This is a genomic window from Anaeromyxobacter sp. SG66 (assembly GCF_022690805.1).
Taxonomy (GTDB): Bacteria; Myxococcota; Myxococcia; order Myxococcales; family Anaeromyxobacteraceae; genus Anaeromyxobacter; species Anaeromyxobacter soli.
This window is the reverse complement of the sequence record NZ_JALCZC010000107.1, coordinates 1-14,295: the sequence shown is the minus strand read 5'-3', so window position 1 is coordinate 14,295 and position 14,295 is coordinate 1. Positions and strand designations below refer to the sequence as shown.

The 14,295-nt window shown below is 72.9% G+C and carries 12 protein-coding genes and 1 pseudogene; 11 read left to right on the top strand and 2 right to left on the bottom strand.

What is annotated here, in order from left to right; translation table 11 throughout:
- From MNZ39_RS20070 to recJ, 8 genes and pseudogenes are all read left to right on the top strand, one after another.
- A pseudogene (locus MNZ39_RS20070) lies at nucleotides 1-359 on the top strand (stage II sporulation protein SpoIID); the annotation flags it as partial.
- Nucleotides 360-572: 213 nt separating this feature from the next.
- Complete coding sequence (gene queA, locus MNZ39_RS20065) at nucleotides 573-1,610, top strand: tRNA preQ1(34) S-adenosylmethionine ribosyltransferase-isomerase QueA (RefSeq protein WP_242340863.1); 1,038 nt, start codon at nucleotides 573-575, stop codon at nucleotides 1,608-1,610.
- A 79-nt stretch (nucleotides 1,611-1,689) separates the two neighbouring features.
- Nucleotides 1,690-2,301 carry a PilZ domain-containing protein gene (locus MNZ39_RS20060; protein ID WP_242340862.1) on the top strand — a complete coding sequence of 204 codons (612 nt, stop codon included), beginning with the start codon at nucleotides 1,690-1,692 and terminating at the stop codon, nucleotides 2,299-2,301.
- Nucleotides 2,302-2,332: 31 nt separating this feature from the next.
- Entirely contained in the window at nucleotides 2,333-3,508 is a 1,176-nt protein-coding gene (tgt, locus tag MNZ39_RS20055) for a tRNA guanosine(34) transglycosylase Tgt (RefSeq protein ID WP_242340861.1), read from the top strand.
- A gap of 110 nt (nucleotides 3,509-3,618) precedes the next feature.
- Entirely contained in the window at nucleotides 3,619-3,969 is a 351-nt protein-coding gene (gene yajC, locus MNZ39_RS20050) for a preprotein translocase subunit YajC (protein WP_242340860.1), read from the top strand.
- Nucleotides 3,970-5,802 carry a protein translocase subunit SecD gene (gene secD, locus MNZ39_RS20045; protein WP_242340859.1) on the top strand — a complete coding sequence of 611 codons (1,833 nt, stop codon included), beginning with the start codon at nucleotides 3,970-3,972 and terminating at the stop codon, nucleotides 5,800-5,802.
- The gene (secF, locus tag MNZ39_RS20040) at nucleotides 5,802-7,013 is read left to right on the top strand and encodes a protein translocase subunit SecF (protein ID WP_242340858.1); all 1,212 of its coding nucleotides are present in this window, start codon (nucleotides 5,802-5,804) and stop codon (nucleotides 7,011-7,013) included. Before secD ends, secF begins: the two co-directional genes overlap by 1 nt.
- Nucleotides 7,014-7,163: 150 nt before the next feature.
- Nucleotides 7,164-8,915 (top strand): single-stranded-DNA-specific exonuclease RecJ, encoded by a 1,752-nt coding sequence (recJ, locus tag MNZ39_RS20035; protein ID WP_242340857.1) that lies wholly within the window; start codon nucleotides 7,164-7,166, stop codon nucleotides 8,913-8,915.
- Between the two features lie 11 nt (nucleotides 8,916-8,926).
- On the opposite strand, the gene MNZ39_RS20030 is transcribed toward recJ, so the two are convergent.
- Nucleotides 8,927-9,151: a YHS domain-containing protein gene (locus MNZ39_RS20030; protein ID WP_242340856.1), complete on the bottom strand. Its 225-nt coding sequence runs from the start codon at nucleotides 9,149-9,151 to the stop codon at nucleotides 8,927-8,929.
- Between the two features lie 270 nt (nucleotides 9,152-9,421).
- On the opposite strand from MNZ39_RS20030, the gene aspS reads away from it, so the two are divergent.
- On the top strand, nucleotides 9,422-11,236 hold the full coding sequence (gene aspS / locus MNZ39_RS20025; RefSeq protein ID WP_242340855.1) for an aspartate--tRNA ligase: 1,815 nt from the start codon (nucleotides 9,422-9,424) through the stop codon (nucleotides 11,234-11,236).
- Nucleotides 11,237-11,284: 48 nt separating this feature from the next.
- Complete coding sequence (locus MNZ39_RS20020) at nucleotides 11,285-11,725, top strand: GNAT family N-acetyltransferase (protein WP_242340853.1); 441 nt, start codon at nucleotides 11,285-11,287, stop codon at nucleotides 11,723-11,725.
- Nucleotides 11,726-11,753: 28 nt separating this feature from the next.
- On the opposite strand, the gene msrA is transcribed toward MNZ39_RS20020, so the two are convergent.
- Complete coding sequence (gene msrA, locus MNZ39_RS20015; protein WP_242340852.1) at nucleotides 11,754-12,413, bottom strand: peptide-methionine (S)-S-oxide reductase MsrA; 660 nt, start codon at nucleotides 12,411-12,413, stop codon at nucleotides 11,754-11,756.
- Nucleotides 12,414-12,593: 180 nt separating this feature from the next.
- On the opposite strand from msrA, the gene MNZ39_RS20010 reads away from it, so the two are divergent.
- Nucleotides 12,594-14,231, top strand: coding sequence for a glycerol-3-phosphate dehydrogenase/oxidase (locus MNZ39_RS20010; protein WP_242340851.1), 1,638 nt, complete (start codon nucleotides 12,594-12,596; stop codon nucleotides 14,229-14,231).
- Nucleotides 14,232-14,295: the final 64 nt, after the last annotated feature.

Here is a 14,295-nt window from a genome sequence, read left to right as displayed (position 1 = left end):
CGCGGATCGACGCGCGCGCGCTCGGCGCCGCCGCGGGCCTGCGCGGCGCGGCGACCGAGGCGCGCGTCTCGACGCGGACGGCGAGCGGCCGCGCGGAGCGGGTCGAGATCTCCGCAGGAGGGCGGCGCGCGACCGTGCTCGCCACCGACCTGCGCCAGCGGCTCGGCTACGCCCGCCTGCCCTCGCTCGCGTTCGACCTGCGCTCCGAGCGCGGGGCGTTCGTCTTCGACGGCCGCGGGCAGGGGCACGGCGCCGGCCTCTGCCAGTGGGGCGCGGCCGGGCTCGCGCGCGAGGGGAAGGGCTACCGCGAGATCCTCCTCCACTACTATCCGGGCGCGGACGTGGCGCGGATGTATTGAGGACATGATCTCGGATACGAAACGCGGGGGCGGAGCCCCCGAGCTCCGCGGGAGGGCCCCCGCGCGAAGCGCGGGAGGGGCGAAGCCCCTCCGGCGGGGAACCTGCGCGTCCCCGCGAACGCGGGCGCGCAGGTTCACGGGCCCCGCCGAGCGGGGGTGGGGCCCCGACGAGCTTCGCTCGGCGGGGCGGGGGACGCAATCCCCCGGCAAAAGATGAAACTCTCGGACTTCGACTACGGTCTGCCCGAGGCGCTCGTAGCGCAGGAGCCGGCAGAGCCGCGCGACGCCTCGCGCCTGCTCGTCGTCCCGCCGGACGGCCCGCTCCGGCACCGCGGCTTCGCGGAGCTCCCGGCGCTGCTCGCCCCCGGCGATCTCCTCGTCTTCAACGACACGAAGGTCATCCCGGCGCGGCTCGTCGGGACGAAGCCGACCGGCGGCAAGGTGGAGCTGCTCCTGTGCGAGCCGCTCGCGGGCGGGCTCGGCCGGCGCTGGCGCGCGATGGGGCAGGCCTCGAAGCCGATCCGCGAGGGGACCACGCTCGCGTTCGGCGAGCTGGAGGCGCGCGTCGAGGCGAGCGAGGGCGAGGGCTTCTACGTCGTGACGCTCGACCGCGAGGGCGAGGCGCTCGAGGCGGCGCTCGCGCGCGCGGGCCGGATCCCCCTGCCGCCGTACATCCGGCGCGCGCCCTCCGAGGCGGACCGCGAGCGGTACCAGACGATCTGGGCGCGCGCCCCCGGCAGCGCGGCCGCGCCGACGGCGGGCCTCCACTTCACCGAGGCGGTCCTCGCCGCGCTCGAGGCGCGCGGCGTCGCGCGCACGGCCGTCACGCTCCACGTCGGCCCCGGGACGTTCCTGCCGGTCCGCGGCGACTCCATCGAAGGCCACCGGATGCACGCGGAGCAGTACGAGGTCCGGCCGGAGGCCGCCGCCGCCATCGCGGCCTGCCGGGCGCGCGGCGGCCGGATCGTCGCCGTCGGGACCACCTCGGTGCGCACGCTCGAGAGCGCCTGGCGTGACGGCGCCGTCGCGGCGGGCTCCGGACGCACCACGCTCTTCATCCGTCCCGGCCATCGGTTCCGCGCGGTCGACGCGCTCGTCACGAACTTCCACCTGCCGCGCTCGACCCTGCTCATGCTGGTGTGTGCGTTCGGCGGGGCCGAGCGGGTCCTCGCCGCCTACCGTGAGGCGGTCGCGCGCCGATATCGGTTCTTCAGCTACGGCGACGCCATGCTCCTCTCGCGGCCGTCTTGACGGAGCGTCCGCCCAGGTCCGCCCGTGCTATAGGATCTCGAACGGCGTCGAAAGGAGCGGGGGGCCGGGATTGCACAGCGTGTCGGTGAGCCTCGAGCCGGCCCAGTTCCTCGCTGGGTTCCGGCCCGAGAACGGCAGCCTGTTCGTGCCCGCGCTCTCGGAGTCGCGCGTGGGCGACGAGGTCGCCCTGCGCGTCGGCATCTACGGCCAGACCATCCGCGCCACCCTCTTCGGCCGGGTCTCCCTCGTGCGGCGCGTCGGGCGGCCGGCGCTGCCTCCCGGCGTCGAGCTCCAGCTCGATCGCGGCAGCCTCGCCGCCGCCGGGTTCCTGGCCGCCGCCGCGCGCGGTGAGCCGGTGAGCTTCCGCGAGCGGGCGCCGCGCTACGTGCTGGCACGGCGGATCGTCGTCGAGCACGGCGGCAACCTCTTCGAGACCGCGACCGTGAACGTGGCCGAGGGCGGCTGCGCGATGCGCTGGCCGGGCGCGCTTCCCCTCGTCGGGGAGGAGGTCGCGCTGAAGCTGCGGTCCGGGCTCTTCCCGCCGACGGCGCGGGCGATCGTCTGCTGGAACCAGGCCGGCGGCGCGGGTGAGCGGACGGTGGGGCTGCGCGTCGTGGTCCAGGGACGGGCGGGGCGTGCCTGGAGGGCGCTCGTCGCGGACGTGGCGAGGGGCGGGGCGCGCGCGGCTTGACAGGCGGCGGCGCGCGTACGACACCCGCGCGGTGATCCGGTTCGAGCTCCTCGCGCAGGACGGCGCCGCCCGCCGCGGCCGGCTGTCGACGCCGCACGGCACGATCGAGACGCCCGTCTTCATGCCGGTCGGCACCGCCGCCACCGTGAAGACGCTCGAGCCGCGCGATCTCGAGGCGCTCGGCGCGGGCATCATCCTCGCGAACACCTACCACCTGTTCCTGCGCCCCGGGCACGAGCGCATCCAGCGGCTCGGCGGCCTCCACCGCTTCATGTCGTGGAGCGGCGCCGTGCTCACCGACTCGGGCGGCTTCCAGGTGTTCAGCCTGGGCGAGCGCGGCGCCGAGGGGCGCGACCGCGCCGGCCCCGGGCTCGTCACCATCGCCGAGGAGGGCGTCACCTTCCGCTCGCACCTCGACGGCTCGCGCCACTTCCTCTCGCCGGAGCGCGCCATCGAGGTGCAGGAGGCGCTCGGGGCGGACGTCATCATGGCGTTCGACGAGTGCCCTCCGTCGCTCGCCGACCGCGCCTATCACGAGGCGTCGCTCGCGCGTACGCAGCGCTGGCTCGTCCGCTGCCGCGAGGCGTGGCGGGAGCACGAGGCGAGGAAGAGCGGGGAGGGGCGGACGCCGTGCGCGCTCTTCGGGATCGCGCAGGGCGGGCTGCACGCGGACCTGCGCGCCCGCGCGATCGCCGACGCGGCGCTCCTGGACCTGCCGGGCTACGCGCTCGGCGGCTACGCGGTGGGCGAGGCGCCCGCGCAGATGTGGGAGGGGGTCGCGCGCGACGCGCCGCTCCTGCCCGAGGGCAAGCCCCGCTACCTGATGGGCGTCGGGACGCCCGAGGACCTGCTCGCCGGGATCGCGGCGGGCGTGGACATGTTCGACTGCGTGCTCCCCACGCGGACGGCCCGGAACGGGCTGCTCTTCACGAGCCGCGGGAAGGTGGTCATCCGCAACGCTCGCCACGCCGACGACGAGTCGCCGGTCGATCCCGCGTGCGCCTGCTACACCTGCCGGACGTTCACCCGGGCCTACCTCCGCCACCTGTTCAAGGCGGGCGAGATCCTGGGCCTGCGCCTCAACACCCTGCACAACCTGCACTTCTACCTCTCGCTCCTCGCCGGCGCGCGGGAGGCCATCGTCGCCGGCGGCTTCGAGGCGTTCCGCAGGGAGCGGCTCGAGGCGTGGCGAGAAGCCGCAGGATAGCCCCAGGCATCGGCCGAGCGGGCGGGCCCCCGGCCGGAAAGAGGTTGCGGAAAGGCGCCAACTCACGCTAAAAGACGGCGCTTTTCCCTTTCCGTACCCAGCGGAGACTTATGCATCCCGTCCTCCACGCGTTCTTCTCTCAGACCGCGCCCGAGGGGCAGGCCCAGAACCCCATCATGGGGTTTCTGCCCTTCATCCTCATCGCGGTCGTCTTCTACTTCGTCTTCTTCCGCCCGCAGGCGAAGCAGGCGAAGCAGCACAAGCAGTTCATCTCCGAGCTGAAGAAGGGAGACGAGGTGCTCACGCAGGGCGGAATCATCGGCACGATCGTCCTCGTCGAGGACCGCACCGTGACGATCGACGCGGGGTCGGGGACGAAGCTGAGGGTCCTGAAGAGCCAGGTCGCCGGGCAGTGGAAGCAGGTCGAGTCCGTCCCGGTGAAGGCGGAGGCGAAGAAGTAGATGGAACGGTCCTGGTACTGGCGCGTCGCGCTCATCGTCGCGGTGGCGCTCTTCTCGCTGTGGCAGCTCGTCCCGAGCTGGTTCTACTTCAAGCTCCCGCCCGACCAGCGCAGCACCGAGGCGTACGAGCACGCGGTGCCCGGCTGGGCGCCGACGTCCCAGAAGCACCTCAACCTCGGCCTCGACCTCCAGGGCGGCATCCACCTCGCCATGGGTGTCGACGTGGAGCGCGCGGTGAAGGCGAAGGTCGCGCGCCGCGCCGACGAGATCGCCGAGTACCTGAAGTCGAAGAACGTCCCCGCCGAGTCGGTGACCACCACCGCGGGCGGCACGCGGGTCGCGGTGAAGGCCGCCGATCCGAAGCAGGTCGAGTCCTCGGTCCTCGACTCGTACGACCAGGAGATGTACTCGCCGGGCGTCGTCGACGGCGCGGTCACCTTCGCCTTCAAGGACACGGTGCTCCGTGACTTCCAGTCGAAGGCCGTCGAGCAGGCGGAGAAGACGATCCGCAACCGCGTCGACAAGTGGGGCGTCTCCGAGCCCGACATCAAGCGCAAGGCGAACAACCAGATCCAGATCCAGCTCCCCGGCTTCAAGGATCCGGAGAAGGCGAAGGAGCTGCTCGGCCGCACCGCGCAGCTCGAGTTCAAGATCACCGACGACGAGAACCCCGCCCTCGATCAGCTGCGCGGGCAGCTCACGCCCTGCGCGACCGCCGACGGCTTCCGCATCCCGCTGCCGCAGGGCGGCTGCTGGTCGACCGAGAGCGTCGAGCTGCCGAACGGCACCGCGCGCGCGGTGACGATCCTCGCCGCGAACACGCGGCCGGAGATCGAGAAGCTCATCCAGGAGAAGGCGACGCCGCTCCTCGACCCCCAGAAGAACGTCGTCGGCATCGGCGAGGCCACCGTCGGCCAGGGCCCGACGCGCCAGCAGTACTACCGGACCTACCTCCTCCGCGCGAAGACGGAGCTCACCGGCGACTACATCGCCGACGCGCGCGCCGCGATCGACCAGTCCCAGCAGTTCGGCCAGTCGGGCCGGCCGCTCGTCCAGTTCACGATGAGCGTCGAGGGCGGCCGCCTCATGCAGAAGCTGACGAGCGAGAACATGCGCCGGCGCATGGCGACGGTCCTCGACGACAAGGTCGAGACGGCGCCGTACATCCAGGGCGAGATCTCCACGAACGGGCAGATCACGCTCGGCTCGGGGCGCAACCCGCAGGAGATGTTCGAGGAGGCCAACCAGATCGCGCTCGTCCTCAAGGCCGGCGCGCTCCCGGCCCCGGTGACGATCTCCGAGGAGCGCACGGTCGGCGCGACGCTCGGGCCGGAGCTCGTGCGGCGCGGCACCGTCGCCGCCCTCATCGGCCTCGGCCTCGTGCTCCTCTTCATGGTCGCCTACTACCGCGCGAGCGGGCTCGTCGCCGACGTGGCGCTCGTCCTGAACGGCCTGCTCGTCCTCGCGATCATGGCGATGATCGGCTCGACGCTCACGCTGCCCGGCATCGCCGGCTTCGTCCTCACCCTCGGCATGGCGGTCGACGCGAACGTGCTCATCAACGAGCGCATCCGCGAGGAGCTGCGCGCGGGGCGGACCATCAAGCAGGCGGTCCAGCAGGGCTATGACAAGGTGTTCTGGACCATCGTGGACTCGCACGTCACGACCCTCGTCGCGGCCCTCGTCCTCATGAACTACGGGTCGGGTCCGGTGCGCGGGTTCGCCGTGACGCTCGCGATCGGCCTCGTCGCGTCGATGTTCACGTCGATCGTGGTGACCCGGGCCTTCATGGAGTTCTTCACGCGCCACGAGACGGCGCGCCTGAGCGTGTGATGCGATTCAAGAGCTTCGATCTCATCCCCCACGGCACGAAGTTCGACTTCGTTGGGAAGCGCCACATCGCGGTGGCGCTCTCCCTCATCGTCAACGCCGCCGTCCTCCTCTGGGCCGTCCCCGCGATCCACGGCCTCAACTTCGGCGTGGACTTCGCGGGCGGCACCGAGATGGAGGTGAAGTTCGGCCAGCCCGTCGATCCGGGCGCCATCCGCAAGAGCATCGAGGACCTCGGCTTCAAGGGCGCCTCGGTGCAGACCTACGGCGCGGAGTCCGAGAACGCGTTCCTCATCCGCGTCGAGCGCATCGCGCTCATGAGCGACGCGGACGTGAAGCGCGTCGTCGACGCCGTCCAGGCCAAGGTCCCGATCCAGAGCTGGAGCTTCAACCCGGAGATCGGCGACAAGATCGACTTCCAGTTCAAGCAGCCTCCGAGCCCGCAGGAGCTCCAGGCCGCGGTCGAGGGCGCCGGCATCGGCGTCCGCGAGGTGCGCGCCGAGCAGGGCCTCGTGGCCGGCACGCGGTCGTTCGCCGTCATCACGCAGGGCATCCGCGAGAAGATCGAGCACGACCTCGCGACCCGCTTCGCGGAGGCGAAGCCCGACGTGCGGCGCGTCGAGTACGTCGGCCCCGCGGTCGGCCGCGAGCTGCGCAACCAGGGGTTCAAGGCCGTCCTCTACGCGATCGGCCTCATCGTCGTGTACATCGGGCTGCGGTTCGACTTCCGGTTCAGCCCCGGCGTCGTCATCGCGATCGTCCACGACGCGATCGTGACGCTCGGCTACTTCGCCTTCTCGGGGCGAGAGTTCAACCTCACCTCGATCGCCGTGATCCTCACGGTCGTCGGCTACTCGGTGAACGACACGGTCGTCGTCTACGACCGGATCCGCGAGAACCACGCCAAGTTCAAGGGCAAGTCGCTCGCGGAGATCGTGAACCTCTCGATCAACGAGACCCTCGGCCGGACGTTCCTCACGTCCTTCGCGACGGCGCTCTCGCTCGTCGGCCTCCTCATGTACGGCGTCGGGACGATCTTCGACTTCTCCGCCGCCATGCTGGTCGGCATCGTCTCCGGCACCTACTCGACCTGGTTCATCGCCGCTCCGATGACCATCTGGCTCGAGGAGCTCGCGGACAAGAAGAAGAAGAGCCGCGCCGCCCCGTCCGCCGCGGCGCCCGCCGCGCCCGCGGGACGCGCCGCGCAGAAGTAGCCGCGCCCGCGAGAAGCATCCGGGGCCCCGTCGCCGAGAGGCGGCGGGGCCCTCGTCTTTGGGGCGTGGCGCGCGGCGCCGAGGCGCGGCCGCGCACCGAAGGCCGGCGTCCGGGCGGGCGCTGTCACCCTCGCGTGGTATCGACCTCCCGTGGACGGCGCGGAGCGGCGGAGGTGGATCGAGACGGCGGTGGACGCGGAGGCGGCCGCCCGGCTCGCCGCCGCGCTGAAGCTCCACCCGGTCGCGGCGCGGGTCCTCGCGGCGCGCGGCTTCCTGTCGGCGGACGCGGCGGAGGGGTTCCTCGCCGCGCGGCTCGCGGACCTCCCCGACCCGTTCACCATGAAGGGCATGGACGCCGCGGTCGCGCGGCTCGTCCAGGCCGTCGAGGCGGGGGAGCGGATCGCCTGCTACGGCGACTACGACGTCGACGGGGTCACCTCGACGGCCCTGCTCTGTGGCTTCCTGCGCGCCGCCGGCGCGGACGTCGTGACCTACACGCCGCACCGGCTGGTGGAGGGGTACGGCCTCAACGTCGACGCGGTGAAGAAGCTCGCCGCGCAGGGCGCGCGCCTCCTCGTCACGCTCGATTGCGGCATCACGAGCGTGGAGGAGGTCCGCGCGGCCGCCGCGCTGGGGCTCGACACGGTGGTCGTCGACCACCACACCGTCCCCGTCGAGCTCCCCGCCGCGCGCGCGATCCTGAACCCCCACCAGCCCGGCTGCGCCTACCCGTCGAAGGGGCTCGCCGCCGTGGGCGTCACGTTCGCGCTCGCGATGGCCCTCCGGCGCGCGCTCCGCGACCGCGGCCGGTTCGGCCCGGCGCGGCCGGAGCCGAACCTCAAGGACGCGCTCGACCTCGTCGCGCTCGGCACCGTCGCCGACGTCGTGCCGCTCGTCGGCGCGAACCGGATCCTGGTCCGCTGGGGCCTCGAGGGCATCGCGCGCACGAGGCGCCCGGGGCTGCGCGCGCTGAAGCAGGTGGCGGGCCTCGCCGAGGGGGGCGAGGTCACCGCCGGACAGGTGGGGTTCCGGCTCGCCCCGCGCATCAACGCGGCGGGCCGGCTCGACGACGCCGGGCGCGGCGTGAGGCTCCTGCTCGCGGAGGACGAGGCGACGGCGCGCGCGCTCGCGGAGGAGCTCGATCGCGAGAACGCGGCGCGCCAGGAGATCGAGCGGCGGATCCTCGAGGAGGCGACGGCGGACGCGGCGGCGCGGGTGGCCGCGGGCGCGCGCGGGCTCGTGCTCGCGCGCGACGGGTGGCACGCCGGCGTGGTGGGGATCGTCGCCTCGCGCATCGTCGAGCGGTTCCACCGTCCCGCGGTGCTCGTCGCGCTCGAGGACGGCGCGGGGAAGGGCAGCGGCCGCTCGATCGAGGCGTTCCACCTCTACGACGCGCTCGCGGCCTGCGCGGGCCACCTCGCCCGCTTCGGCGGCCATCGGCACGCGGCGGGCCTGACCGTCGAGCGGGCCAGGCTCGACGCGTTCCGCGCCGCCTTCGAGGCGCACGCGGCGGCGCACCTCGCCGACGACGACCTCGTCCCGCGCTGCCGCATCGACGGCTGGCTCGAGGAGCAGGACGTGACCGAGCGCACGGTCGAGGACCTCGCGCGCCTCGGCCCGTTCGGCGCGGGGCACCCCGAGCCGGTTTTCGCCCTGCGCGGCGCGGCCGGGCGCGCCCGCACGGTGGGGGCGAGCAAGGCCCACCTGAAGCTCGCGCTCGGGCGCGGGCTCGACGCGATCGGGTTCGGGATGGGCGACCGGCTCGCCGCGTGCGCGGGCCCGGTGGAGGCGGCGTTCACGCTCGGCTTCGACGCGTGGGACGGCGTGCGCAGGCTGCAGCTCAAGCTCAGGGACGTTCGCCCAGCGGCGGCGCAGCGCGCGGGAGCGCCCGTCGCCGGCTGAGGCCAGGGCCCCTAGGCCAGGCCCCAGCTCGCGCGGCGATCGGTGAAGAGCGTGCCCAGCTTCGCGAGCTCGTTCACGTGGATCCGCTCGGCCTGCTTCTCGAAGCGCGCGCGGCAGCGCTCGGAGCAGAAGAAGTAGCGCCGCCGCTTGTACTCGAGCTCCTGCGCGTCGGCCTCGAGGACCGGCTGCCCGCAGATGGGGTCCACCGCCACGCCACCGTCCTCGTTAGCCCGCATGGCCCTGCCTCCTTGGCGCCCGCAGGTTCTGCAATGAAGAGGCCAGCCGGCTTCACGGCGCCCGTGTGCGGGTGCGAGGAGGCGAGGCCCGCCCGGCTGTCGGAATTGCAGGCTCCTCCCTGAAAAATGGTAACCGCGGCGTCGGGCCGGCGGCCGCGCGCCCGGCGACGGTGGAGGCGCTGAAACGACGCGCAAAGCGAGCTCTCCCTACGCTTGACCTCCCAGGTTCCGCGGTGTTAGCTGCCTGATCCCACAGCAGGGAGGCTGCCATTGTCGCGTTTCATCACCGAGCTCAAGCGAACCCACACGTGTGGTGATCTCACCCGGGAGGACGTCGGCAAGGACGTCGTCCTGTTCGGGTGGGTGAACAACCGGCGCGACCACGGCGGAGCGGTCTTCATCGACCTGCGGGACCGGGCAGGGGTCACGCAGGTGGTGTTCGAGGAGGACGTCCGCCCCGAGGTGCACGACCTCGCGGGGCAGCTCCGGCTCGAGTACTGCGTCGGCGTCCGCGGGAAGGTCGTCTCGCGCGGCGGGAACGCGAACCCGAAGCTCAAGACCGGCGAGATCGAGATCCACGCGACCGACCTCGAGATCTTCAACCGCTCGGAGCCGACGCCGTTCCCGATCGAGGACAAGATCGAGACGAGCGAGGAGAAGCGGCTCCAGTACCGCTACCTCGACCTGCGCCGCGCGCCGCTGCAGCGGACGCTCATGACACGCGCGCGCGTGAATCACCTCACGCGCAACCACTTCACCGAGCAGGGCTTCCTCGAGCTCGAGACGCCCTTCATGGTGAAGTACACGCCGGGCGGCGCGCGCAACTTCCTCGTCCCCTCGCGCCTCAACGCCGGCAAGTTCTACGCGCTGGCGGAGAGCCCGCAGCTCTTCAAGCAGCTCTACATGATGGCGGGCTTCGATCGGTACTTCCAGATCGTCCGCTGCTTCCGCGACGAGGACCTCCGGCTCGACCGCCAGCCCGAGTTCACCCAGATCGACGTGGAGATGTCCTTCGTCGAGCAGAACGACATCTTCGACGTCATCGAGGGGCTCGTCGTCCGGCTGTGGAAGGACATCCTGGGCGTCGAGCTGCCGCGGCCGTTCCTGCGCATGCCGTTCGACGAGTCGATGGCGAAGTACGGCAACGACAAGCCGGACCTGCGCTTCGACATGCCGCACGTCGTCCTCACCGACCTCGTCCGCCAGCACGACGGGGGCGGCCTGCCGCTCCTCGAGGAGGCGGTGAAGGCGAAGGGGATCGTGAAGGCGATGCGCGTCCCCGCCTCGGCGAACTTCTCGCGCACCGAGATCGACAAGCTCGAGGAGTACGTGAAGGGCATGGGCGCGAAGGGGCTCGCCCGCGCGAAGGTGGGCGAGGGGGGCGAGTGGACCCAGTCGCCCTTCGCGAAGACCGTGACGCCCGCGCTCCGCCAGGCCATCAACGCCGCCTGCGGTGCGCAGCAGGGCGACCTCCTCCTCTTCCAGTTCGGGAAGGAGTCGGTCGTCCACACGGTGATGGCGAACCTGCGCGTGCACCTCGCGAAGCGCATGGGGCTCATCCCGGAGTACGGCTCCGGTGGCCAGTGGCGCTTCCTGTGGGTGGTGAACCCCCCGCTCTTCGAGTACGACGAGGAGTCCGGCCACTGGGCCGCCGCGCACCACGCGTTCACGCGCCCGCACGACACCGACGTCCAGTACCTCGAGACCGATCCGGGCCGGGTGAACTGCTACCGCTACGACCTCGTGCTGAACGGGTTCGAGATCGGCGGGGGCTCCATCCGTCTCCACGACCCGGCCGTCCAGGCGCGGGTGTTCAAGGCGATGGGGATCTCGGACGAGGAGGCGAAGAACAAGTTCGGCTTCCTCCTCGAGGCGCTCAAGATGGGCGCGCCGCCCCACGGGGGCATCGCGCTCGGCATGGACCGGCTCGTCATGCTCCTCACGGGCGCGGAGTCGCTCCGCGACGTCGTGGCCTGGCCGAAGACGCAGAAGGGCACGGACCTCATGACCGGCGCGCCGGGCGACGTGGACGCGAAGCAGCTCCGCGAGGTGTACGTGAAGTCGACGTACGACCCGGGCAAGTAGGGTCGGCAGGGTGGCGCGGGCCGCGGCCGTTCCGGTACCGTTCCAGCCATGGACTTCCTCGTTCGCTTCGCCTCCACGGCCGAGGATCGCGACGCCGCGTTCGCGCTGCGGCGCGCGGTGTTCGAGCAGGAGCAGAACATCCCGCGCCCGCTCGACCGGGACGCGCAGGACTCGAGCGCCGATCACGTCGTCGCGTTCGCGCCCGACGGGACCTGCGTCGGGACCGGCCGCATCGTCCGGATGGACTCGCGCACCTGCCGGCTCGGCCGGCAGGCGACCGCCGCGTCGCACCGGAGCCGCGGGGTCGGCGCGGCGGTGCTCGAGCACCTCGAGCGGATGGCGCGGCTGCGCGGCGTGGCGGAGCTGACCGTCCACGCGCAGCTCCCGGCGGAGCGGTTCTACGCGAAGCGCGGCTTCGCCCGGGAGGGCGAGGTCTTCCTGGAGGAGGGCGTCCCGCACGTCCTCATGCGCAAGCGGCTCACGTCCTGAGGGCCTCGCGCGCTCCGCGGGCCGCCCTTCAGCGCGTGCCCACCGCCCCGACGCCGGTGCCCACCGGGCAGCTCACGCCGGTGCCGCCGAGCCCGCAGTAGCCGCCGGGGTTCTTCGCCAGGTACTGCTGGTGATACGCCTCCGCGTAGTAGAAGCGCGGGGCGTCGCGGATCTCAGTGGTGACGGGGCCGTGGCCGGCCTCGCGCAGCACGGCCGCGTACGCGTCGCGCGACGCCTCCGCTGCGCGGCGCTGGGCCGCCGAGTGGACGTAGATCGCGGACCGGTACTGCGTTCCGACGTCGTTCCCCTGCTGCATTCCCTGGGTCGGGTCGTGCGACTCCCAGAACACGCGCAGGAGCTCGTCGTACGAGATGCGCGCCGGGTCGTAGATCACGCGGACCACCTCCGCGTGGCCGGTGCGGCCGGTGCAGACCTCGCGATACGTCGGGTTCGGCGTGAGCCCGCCCTGGTAGCCCACCGCCGTCGCGTACACCCCGGGGAGGCTCCAGTACGCGCGCTCCGCGCCCCAGAAGCAGCCGAGCCCGAGATCGGCGACGGCGTGGCCCTCCGGCCAGGGCGGAACGATCCGGTTCCGGTTCACGAAGTGGAGCTCCGGGACCTCGATGGGCTCATCGCGGCCGGGCAGCGCCTCGGCAGGGGTGGGGAGCGTGAGCGGCTTTCCGAGCATGTACCCTCCGTGTCCGGATCTAACCGGGACGCGGATCGGAGCCGGCACCGCGGCGGGGCGGGCGAGCCGCCCACCCCCGTGGGGGGAGCAGGCTGGCGGGCGTGCCCGGGCCCAGCAGATTAGGGGGGGTCAGCCCGCCGCGGCGCGTTACCCTGGCCGGGGCGGTGGCCCCGAGCGCGCATGGACTACGACGTCATCATCCTCGGCGGCGGCGTGAACGGGACGGGCACGGCGCGAGACTGCGCCATGCGCGGGCTCCGCGTCCTGCTCCTCGAGAAGGCGGACTTCGGCGTCGGCGCGAGCGGCAACTCGTCGGGGATGATCCACGGCGGGATCCGCTACATGCTCTCGGACAGGCACGTCACCGCGCTCGCGTGCAGGGACTCCGGGTACATCCAGCGGATCGCGCCGCACCTGCTCTTCCGCATCCCCTTCCTCATGCCGTTCACCTCCCGCGCGGAGGGCGCGACCTTGCGCGACCGCGCGGCGTGGTACGCGACCGAGGTCTACGTCGGGACCTACGACCTCTTCCAGCCGCTGAAGCACGGCAAGCCCTCGACCCGCCTCTCGGCCGAGGAGCTCTACCGGCTCGAGCCGGGGCTGCGTCCCGGGCTCCGCGGCGCCGTGACGCTCGACGAGTGGGGCATCGACGCGTTCCGGCTCTGCGCCCTGAACGCGCTCTCCGCGCGCGCGCACGGCGCCGAGCTCCGCACCTGGACCGCGGGGCGGGAGATCCTCGCGGAGGGGGGGCGCGTCCGCGGCGTGCGCTTCCGCGACGCGCTCACGGGCGAGGAGGGGGAGGCGCGCGCGCCGGTGGTGTTCAACGCGACCGGCGCGTGGTCGCCCGCGCTCGCCCGGCGGAGCGGCGCGGCGGTGCCGATGCGGCCGGGGAAGGGCGTCCACCTCACGCTCGACCGCCGCTACTCCAACTACGGCGTCATCCTCTCGGCGGTCGACGGGCGCCAGATGTTCGTGATGCCGCACGAGGACGAGTCGATCGTCGGCACCACCGACGACGACTACTACGGCGATCCGGACGACGTGGAGGCGACGAACGACGAGGTCGAGTACCTCGTCGAGGGGGCGGCGTCGCTCCTCCCCGGGGTGAGGAACGCGCGCATCACGCGCGCCTGGTGCGGCCTGCGGACCACGATCTACGCCTACGGGCCGAACGAGGACGCGCTCTCGCGCGAGCACCAGCTCCACGACGGCGCCGCCTTTGGCCGGGCCGGGCTCCTGTCGCTCGTGGGCGGCAAGCTCGCGAGCTACCGGGCGCAGTCGCAGGAGGTCACCGACCGGATCCTGGCGCTCCTCGGGCGCGCGCCGGTGCCGTGCCGGACGCACGAGGAGCCGCTCCCGGGCGGCGACGAGGTCCCCGATCCGGCGGCCCTGGCGCGCGCGCACCCGGTCGCCGCGCCCATCGCGGCGCGGCTCGTCTACCGCCACGGCGGCCGCGCGCGCGAGATCCTCCGGCTCCTGGAGGAGGACCCGCGCCTCGGGCTCGTCCTCTGCCGCGACGAGGGCATCCTCGCCGCCGAGGTCGTCCACTGCGTGCGGCACGAGCAGGTGCGGCGGCTCCAGGACCTGCGCCGGCGCTGCCGGCTCGCGGTCGGCGCGTGCGCCGGGCTCGACTGCGCGCGCGTCGCCGCGCAGCTCGCCGGGCGCGAGCTCGGGTGGTCGCCCGAGCAGGTCCGCGCCGAGCTCGCCGACCTGCTCGACGCCGGCTGGCGCGAGCGGCGGCCGATCCTCGACGGCGCCCAGCTCGTGCAGGAGGAGCTCGTGCGCGGAGCGCACGCCGCGGCGGGGGCGCCGTGGTGAGCCCCCGCGCCGTCGCGGCGGAGGTGCTCGTCGTGGGCGGCGGCATGGCCGGGACGATCGCGGC

Coding starts and splice junctions, on each gene's coding strand:
- queA (WP_242340863.1), top strand. CDS start 573: ATGAAACTCTCGGACTTCGACTACGGTCTGCCCGAGGCGCTCGTAGCG.
- msrA (WP_242340852.1), bottom strand. CDS start 12,413: ATGCTCGGAAAGCCGCTCACGCTCCCCACCCCTGCCGAGGCGCTGCCC.
- MNZ39_RS20010 (WP_242340851.1), top strand. CDS start 12,594: ATGGACTACGACGTCATCATCCTCGGCGGCGGCGTGAACGGGACGGGC.
- secF (WP_242340858.1), top strand. CDS start 5,802: ATGCGATTCAAGAGCTTCGATCTCATCCCCCACGGCACGAAGTTCGAC.
- MNZ39_RS20020 (WP_242340853.1), top strand. CDS start 11,285: ATGGACTTCCTCGTTCGCTTCGCCTCCACGGCCGAGGATCGCGACGCC.
- MNZ39_RS20030 (WP_242340856.1), bottom strand. CDS start 9,151: ATGCGGGCTAACGAGGACGGTGGCGTGGCGGTGGACCCCATCTGCGGG.
- secD (WP_242340859.1), top strand. CDS start 3,970: ATGGAACGGTCCTGGTACTGGCGCGTCGCGCTCATCGTCGCGGTGGCG.
- yajC (WP_242340860.1), top strand. CDS start 3,619: ATGCATCCCGTCCTCCACGCGTTCTTCTCTCAGACCGCGCCCGAGGGG.